At 35.7% G+C, this 25,257-nt stretch carries 27 protein-coding genes; 17 read left to right on the top strand and 10 right to left on the bottom strand.

Translation table 11 applies throughout. The features are described 5' to 3' along the window. Positions 1-143: 143 nt before the first annotated feature. Complete coding sequence (locus JNUCC51_RS09525; protein ID WP_337991789.1) at positions 144-710, bottom strand: TetR/AcrR family transcriptional regulator; 567 nt, start codon at positions 708-710, stop codon at positions 144-146. A gap of 145 nt (positions 711-855) precedes the next feature. Between JNUCC51_RS09525 and JNUCC51_RS09520 the strand changes: the two genes are divergently transcribed. The 6 genes from JNUCC51_RS09520 (at position 856) to JNUCC51_RS09500 (ending at position 8,308) form a co-directional block, all read left to right on the top strand. Continuing rightward, positions 856-2,331, top strand: coding sequence for an MDR family MFS transporter (locus JNUCC51_RS09520; protein WP_337991788.1), 1,476 nt, complete (start codon positions 856-858; stop codon positions 2,329-2,331). Positions 2,332-2,356: 25 nt separating this feature from the next. Further along, positions 2,357-2,518, top strand: a complete 162-nt coding sequence (locus tag JNUCC51_RS24785) for an S-layer homology domain-containing protein (RefSeq protein ID WP_443136982.1) — start codon at positions 2,357-2,359, stop codon at positions 2,516-2,518. A 1,222-nt stretch (positions 2,519-3,740) separates the two neighbouring features. Beyond that, positions 3,741-6,170, top strand: a complete 2,430-nt coding sequence (locus JNUCC51_RS09515; RefSeq protein WP_337991787.1) for a hypothetical protein — start codon at positions 3,741-3,743, stop codon at positions 6,168-6,170. 18 nt (positions 6,171-6,188) lie between these two features. Further along, positions 6,189-6,440, top strand: coding sequence for a hypothetical protein (locus tag JNUCC51_RS09510; RefSeq protein ID WP_337991786.1), 252 nt, complete (start codon positions 6,189-6,191; stop codon positions 6,438-6,440). A gap of 155 nt (positions 6,441-6,595) precedes the next feature. Further along, positions 6,596-6,733 carry a hypothetical protein gene (locus JNUCC51_RS09505; RefSeq protein WP_337991785.1) on the top strand — a complete coding sequence of 46 codons (138 nt, stop codon included), beginning with the start codon at positions 6,596-6,598 and terminating at the stop codon, positions 6,731-6,733. A gap of 273 nt (positions 6,734-7,006) precedes the next feature. After that, a complete protein-coding gene (locus tag JNUCC51_RS09500) occupies positions 7,007-8,308 on the top strand; it encodes a glycosyltransferase family 2 protein (protein WP_337991784.1) in 1,302 nt (433 codons plus the stop codon). 920 nt (positions 8,309-9,228) lie between these two features. Here JNUCC51_RS09500 and helD read toward each other — a convergent pair. Continuing rightward, on the bottom strand, positions 9,229-11,466 hold the full coding sequence (gene helD / locus JNUCC51_RS09495; RefSeq protein ID WP_337991783.1) for an RNA polymerase recycling motor HelD: 2,238 nt from the start codon (positions 11,464-11,466) through the stop codon (positions 9,229-9,231). A gap of 173 nt (positions 11,467-11,639) precedes the next feature. Here helD and JNUCC51_RS09490 point away from each other — a divergent pair, with 173 nt between their 5' ends. Then, entirely contained in the window at positions 11,640-12,359 is a 720-nt protein-coding gene (locus tag JNUCC51_RS09490; protein WP_337991782.1) for a glycerophosphodiester phosphodiesterase, read from the top strand. Here the strand turns inward: JNUCC51_RS09490 and JNUCC51_RS09485 are convergent. From JNUCC51_RS09485 to JNUCC51_RS09470, 4 genes are all read right to left on the bottom strand, one after another. Next, positions 12,316-12,657, bottom strand: coding sequence for a hypothetical protein (locus tag JNUCC51_RS09485; protein ID WP_337991781.1), 342 nt, complete (start codon positions 12,655-12,657; stop codon positions 12,316-12,318). The two genes, JNUCC51_RS09490 and JNUCC51_RS09485, sit on opposite strands and share 44 nt — an antisense overlap. A gap of 57 nt (positions 12,658-12,714) precedes the next feature. Beyond that, positions 12,715-13,050 carry a hypothetical protein gene (locus tag JNUCC51_RS09480; protein ID WP_337991780.1) on the bottom strand — a complete coding sequence of 112 codons (336 nt, stop codon included), beginning with the start codon at positions 13,048-13,050 and terminating at the stop codon, positions 12,715-12,717. Positions 13,051-13,174: 124 nt separating this feature from the next. Then, positions 13,175-13,462, bottom strand: coding sequence for a hypothetical protein (locus JNUCC51_RS09475; RefSeq protein WP_337991779.1), 288 nt, complete (start codon positions 13,460-13,462; stop codon positions 13,175-13,177). 153 nt (positions 13,463-13,615) lie between these two features. Beyond that, entirely contained in the window at positions 13,616-14,638 is a 1,023-nt protein-coding gene (locus JNUCC51_RS09470; protein WP_337991778.1) for a DUF2804 domain-containing protein, read from the bottom strand. Between the two features lie 182 nt (positions 14,639-14,820). On the opposite strand from JNUCC51_RS09470, the gene JNUCC51_RS09465 reads away from it, so the two are divergent. Both JNUCC51_RS09465 and JNUCC51_RS09460 read left to right on the top strand, forming a co-directional pair. Next, entirely contained in the window at positions 14,821-15,315 is a 495-nt protein-coding gene (locus JNUCC51_RS09465) for an amidase domain-containing protein (protein WP_337991777.1), read from the top strand. A gap of 281 nt (positions 15,316-15,596) precedes the next feature. After that, positions 15,597-16,169 (top strand): nitroreductase family protein, encoded by a 573-nt coding sequence (locus JNUCC51_RS09460; protein ID WP_337991776.1) that lies wholly within the window; start codon positions 15,597-15,599, stop codon positions 16,167-16,169. A gap of 48 nt (positions 16,170-16,217) precedes the next feature. Here the strand turns inward: JNUCC51_RS09460 and JNUCC51_RS09455 are convergent, their stop codons facing one another. After that, positions 16,218-17,600, bottom strand: a complete 1,383-nt coding sequence (locus JNUCC51_RS09455; protein ID WP_337991775.1) for a dipeptidase — start codon at positions 17,598-17,600, stop codon at positions 16,218-16,220. A 672-nt stretch (positions 17,601-18,272) separates the two neighbouring features. Here JNUCC51_RS09455 and JNUCC51_RS09450 point away from each other — a divergent pair. From JNUCC51_RS09450 to JNUCC51_RS09435, 4 genes are all read left to right on the top strand, one after another. Then, positions 18,273-18,446 (top strand): hypothetical protein, encoded by a 174-nt coding sequence (locus JNUCC51_RS09450; protein ID WP_337991774.1) that lies wholly within the window; start codon positions 18,273-18,275, stop codon positions 18,444-18,446. A 176-nt stretch (positions 18,447-18,622) separates the two neighbouring features. Beyond that, positions 18,623-19,102, top strand: coding sequence for a DUF2975 domain-containing protein (locus JNUCC51_RS09445; protein WP_337991773.1), 480 nt, complete (start codon positions 18,623-18,625; stop codon positions 19,100-19,102). Between the two features lie 8 nt (positions 19,103-19,110). Continuing rightward, entirely contained in the window at positions 19,111-19,314 is a 204-nt protein-coding gene (locus JNUCC51_RS09440; protein WP_049667274.1) for a helix-turn-helix domain-containing protein, read from the top strand. 28 nt (positions 19,315-19,342) lie between these two features. Next, positions 19,343-19,561, top strand: a complete 219-nt coding sequence (locus JNUCC51_RS09435) for a DUF3955 domain-containing protein (RefSeq protein WP_337991772.1) — start codon at positions 19,343-19,345, stop codon at positions 19,559-19,561. Between the two features lie 71 nt (positions 19,562-19,632). Here the strand turns inward: JNUCC51_RS09435 and JNUCC51_RS09430 are convergent, their stop codons facing one another. The 3 genes from JNUCC51_RS09430 to JNUCC51_RS09420 form a co-directional block, all read right to left on the bottom strand. After that, positions 19,633-19,872, bottom strand: a complete 240-nt coding sequence (locus tag JNUCC51_RS09430; protein ID WP_337991771.1) for a DNA-binding protein — start codon at positions 19,870-19,872, stop codon at positions 19,633-19,635. Between the two features lie 122 nt (positions 19,873-19,994). Beyond that, on the bottom strand, positions 19,995-20,621 hold the full coding sequence (locus JNUCC51_RS09425; protein ID WP_337991770.1) for a nitroreductase family protein: 627 nt from the start codon (positions 20,619-20,621) through the stop codon (positions 19,995-19,997). Between the two features lie 28 nt (positions 20,622-20,649). Then, entirely contained in the window at positions 20,650-21,054 is a 405-nt protein-coding gene (locus tag JNUCC51_RS09420; RefSeq protein WP_049667871.1) for an Ohr family peroxiredoxin, read from the bottom strand. A gap of 149 nt (positions 21,055-21,203) precedes the next feature. On the opposite strand from JNUCC51_RS09420, the gene JNUCC51_RS09415 reads away from it, so the two are divergent. The 4 genes from JNUCC51_RS09415 to JNUCC51_RS09400 all read left to right on the top strand — a co-directional run bounded on the left by JNUCC51_RS09415 (position 21,204) and on the right by JNUCC51_RS09400 (position 25,170). Continuing rightward, positions 21,204-21,626 carry a MarR family winged helix-turn-helix transcriptional regulator gene (locus JNUCC51_RS09415; RefSeq protein ID WP_337991769.1) on the top strand — a complete coding sequence of 141 codons (423 nt, stop codon included), beginning with the start codon at positions 21,204-21,206 and terminating at the stop codon, positions 21,624-21,626. A gap of 515 nt (positions 21,627-22,141) precedes the next feature. Then, complete coding sequence (sigV, locus tag JNUCC51_RS09410) at positions 22,142-22,636, top strand: RNA polymerase sigma factor SigV (RefSeq protein ID WP_337991768.1); 495 nt, start codon at positions 22,142-22,144, stop codon at positions 22,634-22,636. A gap of 3 nt (positions 22,637-22,639) precedes the next feature. Then, a complete protein-coding gene (gene rsiV / locus JNUCC51_RS09405; RefSeq protein WP_337991767.1) occupies positions 22,640-23,539 on the top strand; it encodes an anti-sigma-V factor RsiV in 900 nt (299 codons plus the stop codon). 953 nt (positions 23,540-24,492) lie between these two features. Continuing rightward, the gene (locus JNUCC51_RS09400; protein WP_337991766.1) at positions 24,493-25,170 is read left to right on the top strand and encodes a M15 family metallopeptidase; all 678 of its coding nucleotides are present in this window, start codon (positions 24,493-24,495) and stop codon (positions 25,168-25,170) included. Positions 25,171-25,257: the final 87 nt, after the last annotated feature.

The following is a 25,257-nucleotide window of genomic DNA, read 5'->3' as shown; positions in this document are numbered from 1 at the left end:
AAAATTTCATAAGTTAAAATTAAATAATTCATATACATGAGATTGATTATTTACCAATCTCATGTTTTTTTGTTTCAAGGATATGATTTGAACAAAAATTCTAGAAAAAACATTTACGTGAGTTATGGAACCTGCTAATTTTTTTAAAATTGAAAAATATCTTGATTGATCATTGCATGAAAGAAGCTATCCATTTCTTTTGCCGAAACATCTTTTCTATTTTGTAACCACCATGCACTTAACGTTGTAATGACACCTGAGTGGAATTCGATAATTAACTCAGATGGTATCGTATGATTTTTACAAATTCGTTGTAATTCTTCATTTTCTTGTTTCTTCATTTCACGAGTTTGATAAGTCATAAAGTTGATAAATTGTTCGTCATCCATTTGAGACTCTAGTATTTTACCAATCTCTTTATGATGTAAGAATTGTTCTATCACTTGAAATGGCTTCGTTAATCGATCTAAAAGTGGTACTGTCAACGCTTCTTCTTGATTTTGTCCAAACCCAAAAGCTAATAATGCATTTTTATCCTCAAAATGTTGATAAAAAGTTGTTCGATGAACCATCGCACGATCACAAATTTGGTTAATAGTAATGGAACTATATTTCTGTTTCGATTGGGTCATCAATTCAAATAAAGATTCCCACAATAATTTATGTGTACGTCTAATACGTAAATCCAACTGCCCCTCATTCGATTTCATCTACACTTCTCCTAATCTGTAGTTTAATTATACAACTGTTGAAAATTGATTCTGCCTTTTTAATCTACACATGTATAGTATATTACTTGTGATCTTTTGTATACACATGTATTAATAGTCAAGACGGCAGGAGGAAAGTTAATAAATGAATATGACGACTACTAGTTCTACAAGTAGCAAAGTTGATCTTTCTACTATTAGACATAAACCAATAATTATCGCATTAATGTTAGGTGCAATGGTCGCGCTTTTAAACGAAACATTACTTGGTAATGCTTTAACCGTATTAATGGGAGAGTTTGATGTGACAGCTTCGACCATTCAATGGCTTTCTACAGCTTACATGTTAGTTGTGGGCGTTTTAGTACCGATCACAGCTTTACTTCAACAATGGCTTACAACAAGACAAATGTTTTTAACCGCCATGGTCACATTTTTAGTCGGTACATTGATTGCTGGGGTTGCACCAACATTTAGCGTTTTATTAATTGGCCGTATTGTCCAAGCAATCGCTACTGGATTAATCTCACCTTTACTAATGAATACGATCTTAATTATTTGTCCACCTGAAAAACGTGGTGCCACAATGGGCTTAATCGCACTTGTTATGATGTCTGCTCCGGCAATTGGCCCGACATTATCGGGAATAATCGTTGATTCCCTTGGCTGGCGCTGGTTATTCTACCTTGTTATACCTATAGCCATCATTTCAATTTTAATTGGAATGAAGTATCTTCAAAATGTCTCTGAGATAACACGACCAAAAGTGGATTATTTATCAATTCTTTTATCGACATTAGGTTTTGGTGGAATTGTGTATAGCTTTAGTTCTTCAGGTGATTTAGGATGGTCAGATCCGAAAGTTTATGTCACTTTAATGATTGGGGTTATAGCGTTAGTCATTTTTGTTGTTCGTCAATTAAAAATAGACCATCCAATTTTAGAACTACGCGCCTTCAAATATCCAATGTTTACTTTATCAGTTGGGTTAATATTCATCGTCATGATGTCCCTGTTCTCAACGATGACATTATTACCGATGTTCTTACAAATGGTTTTACTTGTGACAGCCTTTAAATCAGGGCTCATCATGCTACCAGGAAGTATTATTAGCGGCATCATGGGTCCGGTTGCAGGTTTACTATTTGATAAATTAAGCCCAAAGACTATTATCATCCCAGGTATTGGGCTAGTGGCCTTTGCGATGTGGCTATTCAGTGGTATTAACGCAGAAACGACATTAACACAAATTATTTTGATGCACAGTGTATTAATGGTTGGACTCATGTTTGTAATGACAGTACAAACATATGGATTAAATCAATTGACACCAGAGCTTTATCCACACGGTACAGCGATCTTTAATACGTTATCGCAAGTAGCCGGCGCAATTGGAACAGCTATATTTATATCTAAAATGACAGCAAGTACAAATAAATACATGGAAAACTCGGCAAATCCAATGGATACAGCTGAAAAGCTAAATGGATTAACATCTGGTTTCCAAGAGGCATTTACGCTTGGGTTAGTCTTTATAATTATCGCCCTTGTTATATCGTTTTTCTTAAAAGGACGGAAAAAGAAAGTAAAGGCCACTCAACTTTTATACAAAGAAAATTAAAAGGTTATAAATTTTGTATTAGCTGTTGATTGATTTTTTAAGTCCATTACACTGGGCGAGTGGATATTTTGCCGCTCTAGCAGAACGTAACGTTGCACTAGGCGATGAAAACCACAATTTTAGACCAAATAAAAACTTAACACGCACGCAATTTACCGCGTTTATGTACCGAGCACTTGGGTTATAAAACGTGAAAAAGAGGGATGTATCGTATATTCGATACATCTCTCTTTTTATGTGCGCCAAACATGTGTATGAACTTATAGATAAAAGGATAATAAAATCATTTCTTTAAGCGGGAATATCAATTGAACATCACTCAATCCAATCTCAAATGATACAAATTAACAGTTTATCAAAATATGTTCAAAAGTAAGCAAAGATTGATTTTCATCTTTCTCTGAAGGTTCATTGCTTAATGATAAAAGGGTGTCTTTTTTGTTTTTTGTAAATGGAGTAATACTAAGATGGTTGAAAAATGATCTTGGTGATCCGATTGCAAGTAATACAAAAGTGATACTACCACTAACAACTAACACTTTGGATATGTCATTACACAAGATCCAAATAGCGCCTCTATTAGTTTTCAACAATACTCGTGGATCATTGAAATCGAGTGCATTTCACTATTATCAAATTATTCTAGAAAGTTAACAAAAGTTGATTTTCATCCTTTTGTAAAATGTGATAGACTCGATAATTGTAAGAATGCAAAGTGAAAAAAGCCCTAAAACAGATGCGTTTATAGTCGTTTAGTTTGAGATGTAGATTAAGTGTAATAAGTTAATAATCTTGTATTTATTGATTATGGTAATAGTAGTAATGTCTTAGTTCTTTTATCAATATTTTATAGAACAATAAAATAAGAGGAGAATATAACAAAAATAGAAGTTCTTATTGTTGAAAAGTTTTTTACCTTAATTTGTAAATATATAACATTAATTGAAATATAGGGATATCAAATCTGGCAGTTGAAAGTAATACAGAAGTGACACAATCACTAACTACTAAGGATCATTCAAATCAAAAACTATCTAAAAATCGACTATTGTAAAATTATTCTAGTAAATTTGTTTTTTGGTGAAGATATTCATTTTAATTCAGACAGAGTCCAAAGTTTAAGGACAAAAAATTCGGTACATTAGAAATAAATCTTTATGTTAATTATTTACCGCGTAACAGCATTTTATCTGATACGCGTAAATATAAAAAATACAAATGAGAGGAGAGCTGACCTATAAATAACAAGACAATACAAGTTGCAGAAATCACAGCACTTATAAGTGAGTGACTTATCTTTATTTGCTTCAGCAGAAGGCAAAAAAGCTACTAAATGTAAAGTAGAATGATTGTTCAATTTTTAAGATGAGAGCTATTTATTTAAACAATATTTTTAGAGGAGTGTAAGCATGTCTTTACAAAAAAAAGTAATAAAAGGAACAAGTTTAGTATTAGCCGGTTTAATTGCTTCTAGCACTTTACCAACCACAACATATGCACAAGAGAAGATCAACACCGATAGAATAGAGCAAACAAATATAAAATCAAAAACTATGAATCCTTTTATGAGTATAGGAACAGGGTATGTAGATAAATTTAAAATGGTAATAAACTCAAATGGTGTACTAAATTTAAAAACTACATCTCGTTCAGCAGTTGCTTTGGGAATAGGAACTCAAACGAAAACTGTTATTTCTATAGATCCCGAAATCGCAACTGAATTCTTCTCTACTCCTGGTTACGAGAAATATATTGGTGGTAGTGTAGATCGGTTAAGTGAATTAGGCATTGGTAACGATACTATCAAAATGTCGAAGTTATGGAATAAACGTACAGGATTGCTAAATGGTGATGATACAGCTTTTTATGATAAAAAAACACATTCTATTGTTATTTATAGTCATCAGTCAATTTTGAGTACAACAAATTATCAAAATGTACATTTGACTCTAGATTTGGATAAGTGGAGCAAAGAAACTGGACGTTATGTAGAAAGAAAACCATTTTATGAATTTAAACTGCAATCTGTGAAGGGGGATTGTGGAATTAACTGGTCATGGGGAGCAGCAGAATCAATTCTAGACCACATGAACGGAGGAGATGTCGAAGATTCTTGGATTGAGAATAAAGTAGAGCCTACAACAATCAGTTCAGATGATGATAGAACATTTTATGGAAATGCAAAACAAGATAGATTTAATGAACATGAGACAGACTACACTGTAGAATTGTTGGTAAATGGAAATGTGGCCGCTAAAAATATACAGATGAATGAAAATGGAGATTGGAAGATGGATTTATCTTCTTATTTATTAAAAGATGGTACAGAAATAGCAGCTAGAGTGATAGGTATAGAGAAAGGTACAAATGACGGGAAAGTAGTTAAGAAACAATCTACTACATCTTTGTATATAGTCGGAAAGGATTCCGTTCCATGGAGTCAATGGAGTATTAAAACACCGAGTTTATCTGATGCTTATGATGGGGAAACATTGATTACTGGAATATTGTCAAAACAAAATCTGCAAAATGATCGAACATACACGTATGTTGTAGAAATTGATGGACAAGAAGTATTTAGTCAAAAGTATGGTGGGGATAACGCTCAATTGATGATACCACTCTTCGATAAGCAATTGCACAAAGGACAAAAAATTGCAACGTATGTGATTGGCCATGAACCAGGTCAGCCGGATAAGAAAAGTGATGTAGCAACGATGATTGTTAAAGAGAATCAAGAAGAAGAAAGCAAATGGAATAATTGGGTAGTAAAGAGCGCGACAATTGATAATGCAATGGAAAATAGTACTTTCATTAAAACTACTGTGCCAATACAAAATAAATTCAATGCTCGTAGTTATGAATTGCAAGTCTATGTAAACGATCAATTAATAGATACGAAAAAGAATATTAGTAATCTTGGAGGCGATTTTGTCTCTGCATTACCGTCAGGACAACAACTGAAGGCGGGAGATACAGTCAAGGCAATTGTGATTGGGCATGAACCTGATGAAAAAGATAAACAGAGTGAAAAGACAGTTATGACAGTGAAAGATGAGTCTAATTGGGGAGTTTGGGAACTTGCAGATCCAACATTGAATGAAGTAACAAGTCAAGATCGAAAAGTAACAGGACATGTACCTGCTCAGTCGGTAGATTTTAATCGTAATTATGAATTACAAGTAAGAGTAAATGGTGAAACCCTAAAAACTGAACCCGTAACAAGTGATACAGATTACGAAATTACTTTACCAGATAATGTGGAACTGAAGGAAAATGATGAAGTTTCAGTTCAACTTATTGGTCATCAAGAAGGAAAAGATGACAAAGAGAGTAATGTAGTGTCAACGATTGTTCAGAAAAAAGAGTTGCCAACAACAACTTCAAAATTTGAATTTGGTTACTGGAACGACGTAGGTCTAGTATATGAAGGTCAAATCTTCAACGAAGGCTGGGATATGAGCGATTTTTATCGTATCAATAAAGAGGTTCAGTTACTGAATGAAAGTGGAACAGTTGTAAAAAAAGTAAAAGCCGCTAACACTGACTGGTATGAAAAGGGTAACTATAATGGTTATCAATTTACTATTGATAAAGATACATTAGGAAGTTTACCAGAGGGAACCTATACTTTACGTATGCAAGTGGAGATTGATGGATCTGTAGTAGGAGAAACAGATTTAGAATTAACACGCCGACTATCAAGAGTGGGCCAACTGCATGATAATTATGCGGACCTTGAACAAGTAGAGATCCAAGGAAATGTTGTTACGCCAGTTGTAATCGATAACCATCCAGGAATTAATATTTCTAAGGTTAAAAAAGAGGATACAAACTGAACAGTAAAAGAAGCAACAATGAATGATTTATTTGAAAATGAACAAAAAGTGACTGGACATATGCCAGAGCAAAATATAGAACATGATCGTAGCTATCAATTAGTTGTTTCTGTAAATAGAATAGAGGTTGGTAGATTTGATGTCTCAGCGTACAAAGATTATGAAATTACGTTACTAGAGAATAGCAAATTGAAAGCAGAAGATACGGTGGAAGTAACAGTAATTGGTCATCAAGAAGGAAAAGATGACAAAGAAAGTAAAGTGGTGTAAACGATTGTTTAGAAAAAGGAGTTGGCAACTTCTTTAAACTAATTAGATAAACAAAAGGTGTTGCCTAGTAAGTTAATTTTCTTCGCTTATGGGGCAACCCTTTCTATTTCATATGTGTAATGTGACTTTAATAGAGCGTGGGAGGAGTGTCATTAATGGAGACTGAGAAAAAGATAGAATTAACGAATGAAGAAAATGATGTAAGTGAAATTGAGAAAAAAAGAATAAAAAATAATAGGATATTTTTATTAATAAATAGTTTAATATTATTACTTTTTTATATAACTATTTAATTAATAAGAAGATAATTTTAATTCTTATTGAAATGGATTAGTTTTTAATTTTGGCCTAAATAATTTTTAGGTCTCACGCTCCCTCAAAAAGAGTATTCAACAGTTTTGGTTATCTGGAAATAGTTTTAATGTCTTAGCCTGAATAAATAGATATTCAGACTTATGGGGATAGGGATCAAGTAAAATCTACAATTCTAACAAGTCTTAATGTTTAAGATATCAAAAAAGGTATTTCCTAGCTGGAGATGCACTTTTAATTTTGAAGGAGGATTTATGTTTCTTTTACCAGACTATTTTTATTATCCGTTAGTATGGTTAGTGTGTATATTAGTTGCACTAGCATTTGTATTTTTAATTTATTCTATATCATTATCAATTTTTGGATTAAAACGTCCGAAAAGGGATTATGAAATTGTTCCAGATCAGAAAAAGTTCTTGTTTTTAGTACCTGCTCATAATGAGGAAGCAGTTATCGGCCCAACAATCGAAAGTTTAATTAGTCAGAACTATAGTCCTGAGCTGTACGATATCGTGGTTATTGCAGATAATTGTACCGATAGAACAGTGGAGATTATTCAATCATACGAAAGAGCGCATGCATTTATTAATACATCTGCTCCGGATGAACCTAGGGGTAAACCTCATGCTATTGCTAAATATATTTCTACTAATAATTGGAGGGAATATGACTATATTGCATTTATAGATGCGGATAATATAGTAGATAAAAATTATTTAAGAGAGATGAACTCACAATTAGTGGCTCACCCTGAATTGACTGTAAGCCAAGGATATTTGGGAATAAAGAATGTAGCGACTTCTATTACTGCTTCTGGATATGCAGGTGCATATTTTGTTGCAAACCGTGCTACTCAATATGCCAACTATCGTTTGGGGTGGAACATAGCGATTGGTGGGACTGGATTTGTTTTGAATACGAATTACTTGGCGGAAAAAGGATGGAATCCTAGAAGCTACACTGAGGATTTCGAATTGCAAGTTGAATTATCAATGGAAGGTGAAAAGAGTGGTTGGAATCATTTTGCTATAGTTCATGACGAAAAACCAAATTCTTTTGTTGCTAGTCATCATCAAAGGACTCGATGGGCACAAGGACATTGGTTCGTTGCATTCTCTACTACTTGGAGACAAATAAAGTCTATATTTCATTCTAAAGGATTAATAGAAGTCTTAAATAAGTGTCAGACATTGACCTATTCATATTCTATGTCACGGCCAATTTTGTTTTTGTTTATTATCCTAGTAGGAGTTATTGATATTAGGCTTCTTCAATATTTACCGAAGTTCTTCTCTCTTATTTCTTTCTGGGTGGTTATTGAAATATTAAACTATTTTATATTGCCGACAGTATATTTTTTACAAGAAGGGAAAGAGTATTTTGATGATTATAAAGGTTTTTTCCGAAAATTACTCTTCTTTATCCGTTTAATTATCGCCTTTATTTGGAACTCACTTACATATATGTTAGCGCAAGTTGTAGGGTTTTTCACATGTTTTAAACCGCAAAATAACTGGAGGAAAACAGTGCATAATGCTACCTTTGATAGGGCGTAGGGGAAATTGATGAAATGATCTAAGCTTAAAAATAAAAAAGTGCTAGTAAAGTATAGAAGATGCACGTTTTTTTGATTGAATACAGGGCGTGAATTAATGACTCAGACAACGATTTTGTGCTGGGCTCATCAATAGTTCAAATTGTCTTTTGATAAAGCAAAGTATTTATACTTTCATAAGAAATGCTATTTCGATTGACTATGGAGGAATTTGGAAAAATAAACAAGAACAACAAAAGCAATCAACCTCATGGCGTCCTAAAGGTTTTATTCAATGGTTACTGACAATCCTTGCAGTAATTACATTTTCTTTTATTAGCATTCAGACATATTATATCTGGAAGCCAAGCGGCCTTAGTGGGAATGCCATTTTTTCCTTGTCATAAAAAAGAGTAGACAAAAATGCGTCTGCTCTTTTTTATTTTTGTTCGGGGGTCGACGATAGGGGATGGGTCATGAAAGTATCGATCCGTATTGAGGAAACTATTCTTTTTATCATAAATTTGTAACTATCTTCATATAGTATTAGTAAGCCTATGAAAGGAGTCGTTATCATGCGGATGCCTGCACTACCTAAAAAGAAGTCTCCTCCAAGGGAAGCACCAAGGTCATGGTGGAAAGTTGTTAAAGCGTACTTATCCAGAGGGAGGTTTTACCGTTTACCACCTCGGAATCGATAAATCAGATTTAAATGTTCGATGCAAAAAAGTCGCCTTAATAGCGACTTTTTTATCTTCTTTAAGCAGATGTTTTTGTAACGAAAGTGAAACGGCAGTTACAGATGTCTTTGTAACGAAAGTTACAGATATTTTTGTAGCGAAAGCGAAGTGGCAGCTACATTGTTTTCTGTACGGAAGTAGAAAATATTTCCTGTAGCGAAACGAAGCGACAGCTACAATAACACTAAGGCGAATTTAATTATTATATCTGTTCATTTTCTAATAGAAATGTATTCTTTGTTGGGCCAATTAAATAAAGCTCATGCATGGCTCGAGTGAGCGCCACATAAAGTAGCTTGCGATCAACCTTCGTGTCGTAGAAAGGTGTATCGAAGGCAGCTACGATAACAGCATCAAATTCAAGGCCCTTTGCTAAATGACTTGGAACAACGAGCAATAATTGCTGATTGATGGACTCATTTTCAGTTAGGAGCTGGGAATCAATTTTTTTGTCTTTTAATGCTTTTTGCATTGAAATTGCCTCTGCAGTTGTTTTACAAATTAAAGCAACGGAATGATGTCCATTAGCTCGAATGGCTTCAAAAATTTCTTTAATTTGCATGGCATCAAATGATTGAGCCTGTATATAAGTAGGTACATTGCCATGCCGGACTACTGGCTCTACTAATGGAAGCTGTTCATCCATTTGTGCTAAAACCTTGTTCGCAATCTCCATAATTTCAATTGTTGTTCGATAGCTTTTTTGCAGTGTTCTAAAGCTTGCTCGAGGAAATAGATTTTGGACAGGTTCCCAGGCAGTGAGAGAACGATAGCTATGAATCCCTTGTGCTAAATCACCGACCATCGTAAACATATCTGTCTCAAGCCCAGCTTTTAAAGCAGCAAGCTGAAATAAACTATAGTCTTGTACTTCATCGATGAAAACGACTCGCATTTTCCATTCATCTGAAATGCCCTTTATACGAGCTTGTAAATAATACAGTGCAGCTAAATCTTCAAGCACCCATTGTTCTTTAGCATGTGCCTGTAAAAATTGCTGTTGCTCAAGATAATGCCATTCCGGTGCAAGCTCTGCTAATAGCTCAGCGTTAGTTAGAAGGGAGCGATAGAGAGTCTTGATGTTATGTTTAGAGAAGCGTCGCATATAAACAGTGGCTGTTGACTTTGCCTCTTCTTCAATGGCAGGAATGCGTTCATCACGCTCATCAATAAACTTAGTAACAACACGACGACGTTTGTCATCATCACGAAATCCATCAAGTGCTCTACCGAGTGCTTCATCATATTTTTTATGAAGCGTATTTAAAATGGCCTGTTTCTTTTGACGAGCATGGCTTGCTAGCACTTTTTTAATATGTGCTAGTCGTTTTTCAATCGGCATATAAGAAAATTCATATAAAAATAACTTCTTTAAATGGGAAGCGCGCATAATGCAATATTTTTCAATGAACACATCCTCAAATTGATTGGCAATTTCCTGTTCGATCTTTTGAACGTATCGTTCTATTACATCCCGGTAATAAAGAGAGCCCTTCATTTCAGATATCCAAGAAGCTACCTGTTGGGGTTCTCCTGCAACAAGAGATTCTAATTGCTCATTTGGGTTTTGAAGTTTCAGTTTTAGCTTCGTCGCGGCTAAAACGTAATCGGTAAAGGTAGTTTGGCAAATTTTATCGACACCAAGCTCTGGTAAAACATCACCAATATAATCGATAAATAACTTATTTGGCGCTAAAATCATGAGCTGCTCAGGGTTAAAATGCTCGCCCATTGTGTAGAGGAAGTAAGATATTCGGTGTAGGGCAATGGTTGTTTTTCCACTACCAGCAGCACCCTGTACGATAATAGGCTGACGAAGATGTGCCCGTATAATTTCGTTTTGCTCCTTTTGAATAGTGGAGACGATTTCTGTTAAACGCACATCTGCTTTTCCTGCTAATGCTTCTTGCAGTAATTCATCGTTTGTTGTTAAATCAATATCCCGTAAATCAAGCAATTCACCATCATTAATTTTATATTGGCGTTTGGCGAATAGATGTCCCTTATGGATTTCTCCACGAACATCATATTCCATATCTCCAAGGCGACCGTCATAATAGACGTTTGCTACCGGTGAACGCCAATCGACTATTATTGGTTCATGAGTTTCTCGATGAAACAAAGATGTTTTTCCGATATAAAGAAATTCTTCAGGATCACCTGTCTTTTGAAAATGAATTCGGGCAAAGTATGGCTTTTTTTGAATAGCCTCTAAGCCTTCCTTTTGGTTCCGAGCCATTTCAAAAAAACGAGCATTTGCCAAAATATTATTGTAGCCCAAACTTGAATCTAAATAATCAAGATCCGCCATCGACTTACGAATATTCTCCTGAGCAGATTGCAAACCTCTTTGCGATTCATTTAAAATTTGCTGCATGTAATTTTTAGTGTAAGCAAGTCGCTCCACTTCAGCCTGAAAATCTGGATGTTGTGCAGTCATTTTTTAGCACCTCCTAAGTACTTACATTTTCAAGTAGATTCTCATACTACTATATATAATATTTACCATCAAGTGAAATTGTAATAGGCTTATTAAGGGAGAAGGAAAATCGATATTTTAATGGTCCGCCTGCTAATTAGTTGAGAGGTGGGAGAAATAGGAGGTTATCAGATTTGGATATTTTTGCCCATAGAGGCGTTTCAGCACATTACCCAGAAAACACTATGGCTGCTTTTGTGGCCGCATCAAAGCTTCCGATTACGGGGATTGAACTAGATATTCATTTAACAGCGGATAGAGAGTTAGTCGTTATTCATGATGAAACAATCGATCGCACATCTAACGGCTCTGGCTTCGTAAAAGATTATACGCTACAAGAGCTCCGTGCATTTGATTATGGTTCATGGTTTTCTTCTAATTTTGACGGGGAGAGTATCCCAACATTAGGAGACGTTTTAGAGCTATTTGCAGGCACAAATCATCGCATTAATATTGAGCTCAAAACCGATGTATTTCCGTATAACGGGATAGAAGCACTTGTTATTAAGGAGGTTGCTGCATATCAAATGACAGAGAGAGTAATTATTTCCTCCTTCAATCATGAATCTATTCAGATCGTCGCACAAAGAGCACCATATATTGAAAAAGCGGCGCTATTTGCGGAAATCTTAGTTGATTTTAACGGCTATGCAGCTCAAATCCCGGCAGATGCTATACATGTCAGCCTACCAACAGCATTTCGGAGATCCATTCAAGAGGCTCTTAATGAAGGAGCAATTGTCCGTGTGTATACAGTTAATGATGTCGAGCAAGCGAAACAATTACAGCAGCTCGGTGTACAGGCAATATTTACAGACGACCCGGAGAAGATAGTATCTGGATTGACTGATTAAATGGATAGAATGGCCGAGTGGGGATAGAAGCGGAAATAGAACGGTCAGAGCGACGGGAAGAAAGCTGAGTTCGACGGAAAGAAAGACCAGATCGACAGAAAGAGTGGCCAAGGCGACGGAAAGAAGAGCCGAAGTGACGGAAAGAAAGGTCAAGGTGACGGATAAAAGTCCGAGAGCGACGGAAAGAAGAGCCAAGGTGACGGATAAAAGTCAGAGTGACGGATAGAAGAGCTGAAGCGACGGAAAGAAAGGTCAAAGCGACGGAAAGAAAGCCGAGATCGACGGAAAGAGGAGGCAAGGTGACGGATAAAAGTCAGAGTGACGGAAAGAAGAGCTGAAGCGACGGAAAGAAAGGTCAAAGCGACGGAAAGAAAGCCGAGATCGACGGAAAGAGGAGGCAAGGTGACGGATAAAAGTCAGAGTGACGGATAGAAGAGCAGAAGCGACGGAAAGAAAGGCCAAGGTGACGGATAGAAGTCCGAGATCGACGGAAAGAAGAGGCAAGGTGATGGATAGAAGTCAGAGCGACGGATAGAAGAGCAGAAGCGACGGAAAGAAAGGCCAAGGTGACGGATAGAAGTCCGAGATCGACGGAAAGAGTGGCCAGAACGACGGATAGAATCGTCAAAGACGTGGATAGAGCAGCCAAAGGTGTGGATAGAATCTTCAAAGTCGTGGATAGAACAGTCAAAATCGTGGATAGCCCCGGCGAGCGATGAAAGAAAGGCCAAGGTGACGGATAGAACCGTCAAAGTCGTGGATAGAGAAGCCAAAATCGTGGATAGCCCACAAGTCGAGGGAAAGAAGAGCCAAGGTTATGGATAGAAATCAGAGCGACGGATAGAAGAGCCAAAGCGACGGATAGAAGAGCCAAAGCGACGGAAAGAAAGGTCAAAGCGACGGATAGAATGCCGAGAGCGACGGAAAGAAGAGGCAAGGTGACGGATAGAAGTCAGAACGACGGAAAGAAGAGCCGAAGCGACGGATAGAAAGCCGAGAGCGACGGAAAGAGTGGTCAGAACGACGGATAGAATCGTCAAAGCCGTGGATAGAGAAGCCAAAAACGTGGATAGAATCGACAAAGTCGTGGATAGAACAGCCAAAATCGTGGATAGCCCCGAGATCGGCGGATAGAACAGCTAAATCGCCGAATAGGCGTTATTCATAGGCTTTTTTAGATTTAACGCGCTGAGGATGTGTGAATGTCAGTGCGTTAAATCCTTGTATAAAAAGATAGCAATTAAATTTTTAAAATCTTACCATTTTACGCGATTTTCTTCGATACTGCCTAGCATTTGTTTGATTACAAGTGTTTCGCCATTGTCTAGTAATACAGAGCCGTCGTAGTAGCCAAACATTTGATGTACTTCAGATTTTATGAGACCAGCTTTTGTGACGGATACACGCTCGTAAAATGGGGAGAATGTTAATGAAACTTGGTTAGTGAATTTAGTTTTAATTTTCCATCGTTGCATTAAATCCTCTTGATTATAATTGAACAGTACATCCTCATGTATTTTTGTCATTTTTCCTTCAACGAAAACAGCATTTTCGGTCATTCCTGTTCCGTCTGTCCATTTACCACCTAAATTGAGTCCGATTCGTCTACCTCGAACTCGCTGTGACGCCATTCCCCAATTCCATGTAAATGTACGAGGCCAAACTCCACGACTAAATTCTAGTACAGAGAAGTTTTCCTCAGGGGAAAATGTGAAGCGGCGATTCCCGATTGTCACAAACCCAGAAGTAGGGAGCGTATGATGCTTACCTGTAAATTGGAATGTTTTACGGTTCCAAGGGATGACTACATTCAATGATTCATCTGTAGGAGGATGTTGAATGACAAGTTTTGCACGTAAAACATCTCCATCGAAGTCTGGGATCGAAACTGATAGATGTGTTTCATTTTGTACATATGTCATATCAATCATCATTTCACTATTTTTGAAGGATACTGAATCTAGCACTTGCGTAGGCATTTTTAACTTTCCACCCAATGGGATTGTAATTGTTTTTTCAAAGTAGCGCTGTGTTTCAAATTCAAGGAAATAGACGAAGCAGACCGCTGCGTAGTCTAGATGGCTAATAGTAGCTGAGAAGATGATCTCATCACCGTAGACACACCAATAATTCCATTTCTTTTTGCGCATGATATGGCCACTTAAATTGCTGTTTATGAGAGGTTTACGTGCAAATCCGATGGCAGCTGGATTTAAATTACCTTTTTTATCGCATAAAAGAGTAGGTTGTATAATTTCTTTCTCAGCATGCTGCTTCAATTTCAACATCCCTTCTGGTTCATAAAATAAAATCTATAATTCTGTACCCTTATTGTAGCAAAAACAATCTTAAAATTGGCAAAGTTAGTGCCAATTAAGACCACATTCGACATTTTTATGAATAAGGACCTAGCTAATAGAAACCACTCATTATACATATGTTGAATTTAAGGAGGGGAAGCGTGGCAAAAATGTATAACAGACAGGCCGCTGTGCAGTATGCGAACTTGTGGTGGAACAGGCGTAATCCAGCATTTCCGAATTTTACTGTTGATTGTACGAACTATATATCTCAATGTTTACTTGCTGGAGGAGCACCAATGCGTGGTGCTCCAAACAGAGGGAAAGGTTGGTGGGTTCAACATGGAAATTGGAGTTTTAGCTGGTCTGTTGCACATTCCCTTAGATGGTATTTGGAAGGCTCTACAACAGGATTGAGGGGTAGGCGTGTACAATCTGCCGAAGAATTAGAACTTGGAGATGTCATTTTTTATGATTTCCAAGGGGATGGAAGAGTTGACCATTCCGTAATTGTGACAAGTATCCAAAATGGTATTCCATATGTTAACGCACACACTTCAGATAGTATTAATCGACCATATTTTTATGAAGATTCAACGGCTTATACGCCAAGCATGACTTATCATTATATTCATATAGAAGATAGCTTTGCTTAAGTGATAGCAGTGTTAAAGCTCATCAATTTGTGATAATGTGAAAGATATAGAAGATAATCAATTTCGCCTTAGCGTAGAGTACGGATTTTGAATTATGCACGCACAATTCAAAATCCGTGACATTCGCCGGGGCTTTATCTTCATTACAGTAGGTGTTCGGACACCCCACCTTCAGAGAAGGCAGTCTTCTGTAACTGTCGCTTCACTTTTGTTACAAAAACATTTTGCTGAATGAAGATAAATCTTAATTATTGTAGTGTTATAGAAGGAGATTAGAGTAAATGAGCGAACAATTTTTATCTGTTAGGGATGCTATTATTGAGCGTCGTTCTATTAAAAAGTTTAATGGGCAGCCGGTGGATCGTGAAGATTTATTAGCTATTGTTGACGATGCAGTGTGGGCACCGAATCATGGAAATCGAGAGCCTTGGCGTATAGTCGTTGCATGTGGTAAGGAGTTAGATGCTCTTCATAATTTATTGCGTGATCTAACGATACCGAAATGGCAGGACCTTTCAAGTGAAGATTTAGCGAAGCAAATGACGAAATTTACATTACCGGGTGGCTATGCTTTTGTCATCGTTCCAGAGGATGCTCGACAAAAAGAGCGGTTAGAAGATTACGCAGCGGCAAGTATTTTTATTCAAAATATGCAATTGCTAGCTTGGGATAGAGGAATCGGCTCATGTTGGAAAACACCTGGGTTCCTAGATAACCCAAGATTCCGTGAAGCTCTAAAGGTTCAACCGGGTGAGCGTGTGATCGCGATGCTACAAGTTGGTTATTTTGATGAAGTACCAAAAGGGAAAGAACGAAAAAAATCAGCAGATATCGTTACGATTTTTGGAGAATAGCATAGTAAAATCCCCTCGTTATTTTTTAAAACGAGGGGATTTGTTTTTCTATTTTTCTAATTTAGCTACCTCGAATAGATAATCGCTTAAAACGCGTAAGCCTTTATCGAAGTTTTCTAAATGGAAGTGTTCATTTGGTGCATGGAAGTTTTCGCTTGATAAGCCGAAGCCCATTAGCACTACTGGCAATTCTAAAATTTCATCAAAGGCGGCTACGATAGGGATTGATCCGCCTCCACGTGTATAAGCAGTTGGCACATTATATACTTTTTCGTATGAGCGACCAGCAGCTTGGATAAATGGATGATCAAATGGTGTTAAGAATGGACGACCTTTATCGAATTCAGAGATAGTCACTTCAACGCCAGTTGGCTTATGTTTTTCAATATGTGCTTTTAAAAGTGCTACAATTTCATCAGGCTCTTGATTTGGCACAAGACGGCATGTGATTTTTGCGCCAGCCTCAGCAGGAAGCACTGTTTTAATGCCTTCACCAGAGAAGCCACCGAACACACCATTGACTTCTAATGTTGGGCGTGCCCAAGTGCGTTCTAGATAGGAATACCCAGCTTCACCGAATAATTCCTTCACGCCAACTTCTTCCTTCACGGATTCTTCATCAAAATCAAGAGCACGGTAAGCTTCGCGTTCCTCTTCAGATAATGGTAAAACTTTATCGTAGAAGCCCTCAACTTGAATTGTGCCATGCTCATCGCGGAAGGACGCTAAAATGTCAGCTAATGCATGAATAGCGTTTTGTACACCGCCACCGTAAAGACCAGAGTGAAGGTCACCTTTTGCACCACGAACATCAATTTGGACACCCGTTAAGCCACGTAATCCATAACATACAGCAGGCTTGCCAGGACCATATAAACCTGTATCAGAAATCAAAATTAAGTCAGCAGCTAGTTTGTCTTTATTCTCTTCAACATAGGAAGGAAGGTTAGGACTACCAATCTCTTCTTCACCTTCATAGATGAATTTCACGTTCACTGGTAAGGTGCCAGTTGTCGCAAATAATGCTTCAATCATTTTTAAGTGCATAAACACTTGCCCTTTATCGTCACTAGCACCACGAGCGAATAGTTTGTTATCTCGGATTGTAGGATTGAATGGCTCAGTTTCCCATAAATTTAATGGGTCAACCGGCTGTACATCATAATGACCGTAAAATAGAATAGTTGGTTTATCCTCTGCGTGTAACCAATCAGCATAAACAACAGGGTGACCTGCAGTTTGCGTAATAGAGACATTCTCAAGATTTAGCTTCTTAAAAGCGTTTGCTAGCCACTCGGCGGCATTTTGTATATCTCCTTTATGCTCTGATAAAGAACTTATACTTGGAATACGTAAAAATTCATTTAATTCATTTAAGTGTGCTTCGCGATGTTCTGTGAAATAAGCATCTAATTGCTGTAAATTTGTCATCTAGCATCCCTCTTTTCTAATATTTCGATAATAGAAATAGTATAGCATAATGTGGTTAGGGAATCTTGTTATAGCAATGGTTCCAGCCATATTTGTTAATGATTAGCCTCAATTTTAGCCCCACTAGCCTGTTAAGTATGACTAAATAACGAAACAGATTCAGCTTCCAAATTCCTTTAAAACATGACCGTATACATCCATAATCATTTTAGGGAGTCCAGTCCGATCTAAAATTTTATTGAAAGAATAGATAGGACTTGTTGGAGCAATCGTATCTGCAGCATGTTCAAATATAAATATAAACGTATCATCTTATGATAAATCGTCTTGTAGTTTCTAAACGTTTTTAAATAATACTTTTTTACACCTTTTTAAATATGTCTCTAGTTGCTCATCCACTAGAATGGTTCTATAGCTAATCATTGTTTTGGTGTGTGGATACCAATAACATCCCTGGTACGTTCAATTGTAATGGTGTTGTTTATCTAAATGAAGTAGGATACAAACTTTATACCTTATTGGACGGAAAATTAATTTATTCGGATTAGAACCTACAGTATATATCGATACGAAATTTAACTTTAAAACACTTACTTCGGTAGGTGTTTTTTACGTTGTCAGTTTTGTGTTGTTGGGATATGATTACCAATTCCGTTACAATTGGTGTGATTATTGAAAGGCAATTTTAAAAAATATTTAGAGTTTAATGAAGCAGCAGAAGAATTAGATTTATTAATAGAATCAGGTTATTACGGTGAACAAGCAAGAAAGTTAGTTGAAGATAGGGAAAAATACGATATAGATGATTATTTTATTAGAGTATTAACAGAATGGCATGAAGTATGAAATGTTAATCTATAAATGTCTCACAAGCTCATGTACTCAATTAATTTTGAGCCTGGGCTTTTTTAAAGTTATTTATAGTAAATTAATAAAAATATATTGTTTTACGATAAAAAAATATTGACTAAGGATGTTCCATCGATTATTCTAACATAAGAAAGTTGAGAAGGCGGTGAATTATGAAACATAAAGAATTAGCAAAGTGGTTAAAAATAATTATTCTTTTCTGCTGGGTATTTGGTTTATTGTTCTGTATCTATGTTGGACCAGAAACAGGGAAGCATATATTGTCAGATGCTCATTCCTTAAAAGAATTATATAAACCTTTTATTGCATTTATTTGGATAACTGGTATTCCTTACTTTTATGCTTTATGTATAGGCTGGAGTATCTGTTCAGACATTAATTTAGGCAACGATTTTACATTAAAAAATGCAAAAAGGTTAATGCGTATAAGTGTTTTAGCAATGATAGAGGGAGTTTTATATGTTATTGCACTACTTTATGTATTTATTAGTGGGAACTACAATACTAATCTTTTAATGATTCTTTTGCTAATACTATTTTTTGCAGTAGTTATTTCTGTATTTACTTCTTTACTTTCTTATTTAATGGGTAAAGCTAGTGAGATTAAAGAGGATAACGAATTAACGATTTGAGGTGTGACATGGGCATCATAGTTAATCTTGATGTAATGCTAGCTAAAAGGAAAATGAGTGTTACAGAACTATCAGAAAAACTTGGTATCACAATGGCAAACGTCTCAATTTTAAAAAATGGAAAAGCAAAAGCAATCAAGTTTTCAACATTAGAAAAAATATGTGAAGTATTAGACTGCCAACCAGGTGATATCTTGGAATATAAAAAATAAATAAACTAACTTTATGGAGGAAAATATTATGAAAATGAAATATGTAATCGCATCTACACCAATACTTTTAGGAGTAATCTGTTTAATCGCAAAAGCTATCATTGGAAGTAAAGTAGCTATAGATGGCACTTTAGAAGAACCTTTCTTCTTAATTCCAATTGGGTTTTTATTATTCTTCTTAGGTATTGTGTCATTAGCTGGTGTGGCTTTGATTTCAACGTTTAAGAAAACACAAGCTTCAAATTAAAGATTAAATTCTACCAACCATAATAAAAGAACCAGGCGCTCATTAAAAGGTGAGTACCTGGCTTTTTTTGTTTATTCATCATACGGTCTAAACTTTTTACGTAGTGCTTCAAGTTCATCTTTTTTCTCTATAAGCATGCTTTTTAAGAACATTTTAGGTTGCTCTTTAGCTGCTATTAACTTTCCGTCTTTTACTAATTTTCCTAACCTAACTTTCGATATTTCCAATACCTCAGCTGCTTCGGCTGCAGATAACAATTCTTCATTTAGAAATTCTAGAAGTTCTTCAGTTGATCCAAATGTGTATTCCATTTACCTCACCTCGCTTAAGCAAAAGACCAGGGTTCATTTTTTCATCACTGTTCTTTTCTATTTATAAAAAAGCAATGTCCTCTCAAGGGACATTGCCAAAATAGTTCGTACAACCGATATAGTTATTTATTGAAGCGTACAAGGCGCTCAATTGGAAGACGTGAAGAACCATAAGCTGGTCCAGCTGCTTCGCCAATCGCTAGTAATAAAATAGGCACTTCATTTGATGGTAATTCCATATATTCAGCGAATTTTGATTTGTCAAAGCCACCCATTGCGACTGTATCATAGCCCATTTCCTTCGCTAATAGCATAATTTGCATTGAAATAAAGCCTGCGTCAAAGTGAACGATATTTAGTAGCGCTTTTTTTGGAATCGCACCATACATTGCTAGAGAATCCTGGGCAAGCTTACTTGCAATTTCTTCTGGCATATAACCTAGCTCAACATTTTTTGCATAAATTTCCTCTGCATTTAGATACATTTCTGTATCTCCAATGACAGCGATAATGGCAGATGCTGTTTCGATTTGTTCTTGATTAAATGAAAAAATATTAATGTTCTTTTGGATTTCTTTATCATCGATTACGATAAAGCGCCATGGCTGCATATTACTTGAAGATGGGGATGAAGTTGCATCTTCTAACAGTTGCATAATCGTTTCACGAGAAATCGTTGTGTTAGGATTGTATTTACGAACCGATTTACGCTCGTGCATAATTTGTTTTACTGGTTTAGTTGTTGTCATGTTATTCCCCTCTTTTACTAAATATAAATTAAACAGCTTTAATTGTTACGTTGATATTGCCCATAGTCGCTTTTGAATATGGACAAACGGTATGTGTAATTTCTAATAATTGCTGTGCTTCTTCAATCGATAAGCCTTCAATATGTCCTTCAATGTCAACAGCAAGCACGTAGTCAAATGCAGCTTGCTCCATTAGTTTAACCGTTGCTTTAATTGTTGATGCCCCTTGAATTTTCTTTTGACGTTTAATTAAATCTAACGCGCTATTGAAACAAGCGCTATAACCTGCTGCAAATAGTTGTTCGGGGTTTGTAACATCCGCTAATTTCGATCCAGGTGGTGCAATATTTAATGATAACGATTGATCTTCTGCATACGATTTACCATTTCTGCCACCATTATTAATCATTGTTGTTGTATATAATTCTTTCATAAGATTAACCTCCTTTTATGTGGCACCGTTAAATTAGATTGTGTACAATTCAATTGTGTATAATAGATTGTATGCAATTTAATTGTGTTTGACAAGTAGAAATTTTATTTTTAATATTAGTATCAAAAGTACTTTAAGAGGGGATTCCTATGCCGAATCATTTAGATAATCAACTATGCTTTCTTTTGTATGCGACTTCAAAGGAAATCATTCGACAATATACGATGTTATTAAAGCCATACGATTTAACTTATACAGGGTATATTGCCATACTAGCCCTAGAGGAAGATGAGCAAATTACGGTGAAGGAATTGGGGAAACGTTTATTTTTAGACTCCGGTACATTAACACCAGTACTAAAAAAGTTAGAGGCAACAGGCTACGTCCTTCGTGAGCGTTCCAAGGAAGACGAGCGACAAATGCAAATCTATTTAACAAAAGCAGGAATTGAAGTACGCCAAAAGCTACCTGAAGTGTCACGTCAAGTAATGAAGCAATTGAATATTACAGAGCAGCAGTATATGCAGCTGAAAAACGTCCTTCAAGATGTTTTACAAAACGACGTCAATTAAGGATGAGAAGCTGAGGAAATAAAATGATTTATTAGTCTCTGCATGAACTATTGGATCAATCACTTAGGATTCAGCCACAAAATGTTAACGCCAGCTATCAAGTTGGCGTTTTTTATTTTGGCTATTTTCGAAAAGATTGTTGCTATTCAACTGACGTGGCAGTTTAGTAGAAGAGTGTTGTTTAACTTGTTGTTCAACAATCGGCCATATTATTGAATAACATTCTTTAATGAAAGGTTCCCAAAACGATGCTTTGGGGACTTTTTTTCTTCAACTAATCGAGGAGATCTTTAATAGGTTATTGATATATAGTTAAGTATCTAGGTAGCAGCAGTAAATGTTGCTACCTTTTTTATTCTTTGGAGATTCATAAATAATAATCCGTAAGGTAGCAAAAGAAGATTATTAAAATTGTTATATTTTTATTTGTATCTGATAACTTTCTAAATTAGCTATACGTCAATAGTTATAGAGTACGCTTACAATGTTTTTTTCTTAAGGAGAGATTGAAAAAAATGAATAAAACAGATTTAGGAACATACATCACAGATTTTGTGATGCAGAATCAAGAAAAATACTACAGAGTGGCTTACCAATATGTGCGAAATCGGGAAGATGCACTTGATGTGGTGCATGATGCCATTAAAAAAGCTTACTCTAATATGAATTCTTTGAAAAATCCTGAGTATATCAGAACATGGTTCTATCGAATTGTCGTAAATACGGCCCTTGATCTGCTTAGAAAGCAGAAAAAAAATATTGTTATAGATGACGAGATACTATCTAACTTAGATACAGGAATGATGGATAAATATGAAGATGTTGATTTAAATAATTCACTCAATGCACTACCCGAGCAGTACCGTAGCGTGATTATACTCCGATACTTCGAGGACTTCAAACTAGGTGAAATTGCTGAGATTTTGAACGAAAATCTCAGTACAGTTAAAAGAAGGTTGTACAAAGCGTTACAAATATTGCGCATCGATATGATTGAGGAGGATTATTAATAAATGGATGATAAATTAATAAAAATGAAAAAAGAAAATGACAATATTCCTATTCCAGAGGAATTAGATTTTGTTGTTAGGCATGCAATAAAAGAAGGAGTGAATCAGCAAATGAAGAACAAGAAATATCATAAAAAATTGTCTAAAAAACTTTCTGCAGGAGTAGCAGCAGCAGCACTATTTTTTGTAGTAGGTGTGAACACGAGTGAACATTTTGCTGCTTCGGTAAAAGACGTGCCTGTCATTGGCAGTCTAGCAGAAGTTGTTTCATTCCATGAATTTAAAGAAGATAAAGAAACATATAAAGCAGATATCAAAGTACCGGCTTTACAAGGATTGAAGAACACTGATTTTGAAGCAAACTTGAATAAAAAATATATGGTAGAAGCCCAAGCACAATATGAAGCCTTCAAGGAAGATATGAAATATGTTGAGAGCGTGGGCGGAGGGCATATTGGAGTCGAAGGAGGTTATGAAGTGAAAACCGACAACGGTCAAATCCTTGCTATAGAGCGTTATGAAGTCAGCACTTCAAATGGTTATTCCTCAAGACAATTCGATACGATAGATAAAAAGAATGAACTTTTAATTACATTACCAAGCCTTTTCAAAGATGATAACTACATTTATAACATCAGCAACAATATCACTGAGCAAATGATCGCAAATTATAAGAAAGATAGCAGTAATTACTACTCGGTAGCAGGGATTGTTGAAAAGCCTGAAGAGGTATCATTTGTAAAAATCGATAGAAATCAAAGTTTCTATATCAATAACGAGGGTAAGTTGGTCATTTGCTTTGACAAATACGAAGTAGCACCAGGAGCAATGGGCGCTTTGGAGTTCATAATTCCTACTGAGGTCATTAAAGATGATCTTGTAAACAATACGTATATCAAATAGCGGACTAAACAAGTGCTTTAGTGCAATAAGGATTTATATAGTATACAAAACAAACCCAATAAACGTTCCCAAATACAAGTTTTGGGACGAAATAAAACACTTAAAACGTTGTCATACCAATGTATTAAGTGTTTTTCTGTATTACATTCATATACACCTTTTTATGCACTATCGTTTGAACTTAGATACAACAAAGCTTTCAATGCTGTTCAAAAGAAATTGCACTGAATCATATTTTGAATAAAAACTTGCATATACAGCGGATTCATTAACGTTATAAATCAACCTTTTCTTTTAACATAGCATATTTCTTTATTCAACTCCCATGAAAGAACTTAATCCCATCTTTCATTTTCTGTGGTGAAGAGCTTATTTTCGCGCTTTATGGATGGCTAACGGGGTGCTTTACTTGAAGGACGTTGAGTTGCATAATGCAGCTCTTTTTTTCTTTATTGAACTAACGGTGCAGGATAGTTGAACAAGCAAAAGTAATAAATATTAATTCAGCGACTATTAGGAGGAGAATTATGCTAATAACTAAACAATGGAATCAAGAAGATAGTGAATATATTCGAAAAAAGTAATTGAACATAATCTTTCTAAGCTACCTGCTGATGTAAAACATCCAGTCAAAAATATTCCTTCTCATTATCCTACCTCCCTTTAATTTCATTAAATCTTAAGAAATCTCCTTAGTTTTTATTAATATATTTTTTTTATAATTAATAATATCTTGATGAAAGGAAGATAATATATAGAAAAAACATTACTAATAACACTCATTTTTTACAGATAATGGACTGGACCAAACAGGTAAAACATAAAAAGAGCGAGGGAGCCAAAAAGCGACTATCTCCTATAGGAAATACAACAGATCCCCCCAGTTATCTGGATCAACCGGAAATTCTATCGGAAAGAGCTCTTACTACTAATATAAGAAGAGGTATATAAATATGATAAAAAAAATAGTCATAATTGCACTACTCATGATGATTCTAATTGTTTCTGGCTGTTTCGGAAATAAACAAAACAAACAACAAATACAACAGGAATTCCTCACTGTCGCTGATCCTGAAAGTATCACCGTTCTTGTCAACAAAAAATATGCTTTTCCGGAAGGCTATGAACCGAAAGATCTCGTTTATCCAAATGTTCCATTTATATTTGATGAAAAAATAGAAAAAAGAATGATGAGAGAAGAAGCAGCGAAGTATCTCGAAAAAATGTTCAATGCAGCGAATCAGCAGAATATTCATCTAGCAGGTGTTTCAGCCTATCGTTCTTCTCAAACTCAAACAACCCTATTTAATAATTATGTTGAACGAGATGGAATCGAAAAAGCAAAAACATATAGTGCTGTTCCTGGAACAAGCGAACATCAATCAGGATTAGCAATTGACGTTAGTGGATCCGATGGATCTTGTGCAGCAGATGACTGTTTCGCAAATACAGAAGAGGCAGCATGGCTTGAAGATAACGCCCATAAATTTGGATATATCATTCGCTTTCCAAAAGACAAAGATAATATTACCGGTTATAAATATGAACCATGGCATATTCGTTATGTTGGGGTAAATTTAGCCACTGAGTTATATAATGAAGGGTTAACATTAGAAGAATATTATGAGTAGTATCTTTGAGCAGAGAGAGAAAATAACAATGAGTATCTTAAAAAGTAAAATTCCTCCAATGATATGTGTGGGATAAATTAATTTAGT

The organism is Lysinibacillus sp. JNUCC 51 (genome assembly GCF_015999525.1).
In the GTDB taxonomy this organism is placed as follows: Bacteria; Bacillota; Bacilli; order Bacillales_A; family Planococcaceae; genus Lysinibacillus; species Lysinibacillus xylanilyticus.
The sequence above is the reverse complement of the archived record's forward strand: the minus strand, read 5'-3'. Positions and strand labels throughout refer to the sequence as shown.

Bases quoted from the DNA above. Each gene is read 5' to 3' on its own strand.
- JNUCC51_RS09520 (WP_337991788.1), top strand. From the start codon at position 856: ATGAATATGACGACTACTAGTTCTACAAGTAGCAAAGTTGATCTTTCT.
- JNUCC51_RS09505 (WP_337991785.1), top strand. From the start codon at position 6,596: ATGGAGACTGAGAAAAAGATAGAATTAACGAATGAAGAAAATGATGTA.
- JNUCC51_RS09515 (WP_337991787.1), top strand. From the start codon at position 3,741: ATGTCTTTACAAAAAAAAGTAATAAAAGGAACAAGTTTAGTATTAGCC.
- JNUCC51_RS09425 (WP_337991770.1), bottom strand. From the start codon at position 20,621: ATGACAACAACTAAACCAGTAAAACAAATTATGCACGAGCGTAAATCG.
- JNUCC51_RS09440 (WP_049667274.1), top strand. From the start codon at position 19,111: ATGGGCATCATAGTTAATCTTGATGTAATGCTAGCTAAAAGGAAAATG.
- JNUCC51_RS09500 (WP_337991784.1), top strand. From the start codon at position 7,007: ATGTTTCTTTTACCAGACTATTTTTATTATCCGTTAGTATGGTTAGTG.
- rsiV (WP_337991767.1), top strand. From the start codon at position 22,640: ATGGATGATAAATTAATAAAAATGAAAAAAGAAAATGACAATATTCCT.
- JNUCC51_RS09460 (WP_337991776.1), top strand. From the start codon at position 15,597: ATGAGCGAACAATTTTTATCTGTTAGGGATGCTATTATTGAGCGTCGT.
- JNUCC51_RS09420 (WP_049667871.1), bottom strand. From the start codon at position 21,054: ATGAAAGAATTATATACAACAACAATGATTAATAATGGTGGCAGAAAT.
- sigV (WP_337991768.1), top strand. From the start codon at position 22,142: ATGAATAAAACAGATTTAGGAACATACATCACAGATTTTGTGATGCAG.
- helD (WP_337991783.1), bottom strand. From the start codon at position 11,466: ATGACTGCACAACATCCAGATTTTCAGGCTGAAGTGGAGCGACTTGCT.
- JNUCC51_RS09400 (WP_337991766.1), top strand. From the start codon at position 24,493: ATGATAAAAAAAATAGTCATAATTGCACTACTCATGATGATTCTAATT.
- JNUCC51_RS09415 (WP_337991769.1), top strand. From the start codon at position 21,204: ATGCCGAATCATTTAGATAATCAACTATGCTTTCTTTTGTATGCGACT.
- JNUCC51_RS09435 (WP_337991772.1), top strand. From the start codon at position 19,343: ATGAAAATGAAATATGTAATCGCATCTACACCAATACTTTTAGGAGTA.
- JNUCC51_RS09510 (WP_337991786.1), top strand. From the start codon at position 6,189: ATGAATGATTTATTTGAAAATGAACAAAAAGTGACTGGACATATGCCA.
- JNUCC51_RS09430 (WP_337991771.1), bottom strand. From the start codon at position 19,872: ATGGAATACACATTTGGATCAACTGAAGAACTTCTAGAATTTCTAAAT.
- JNUCC51_RS09455 (WP_337991775.1), bottom strand. From the start codon at position 17,600: ATGACAAATTTACAGCAATTAGATGCTTATTTCACAGAACATCGCGAA.
- JNUCC51_RS09445 (WP_337991773.1), top strand. From the start codon at position 18,623: ATGAAACATAAAGAATTAGCAAAGTGGTTAAAAATAATTATTCTTTTC.
- JNUCC51_RS09525 (WP_337991789.1), bottom strand. From the start codon at position 710: ATGAAATCGAATGAGGGGCAGTTGGATTTACGTATTAGACGTACACAT.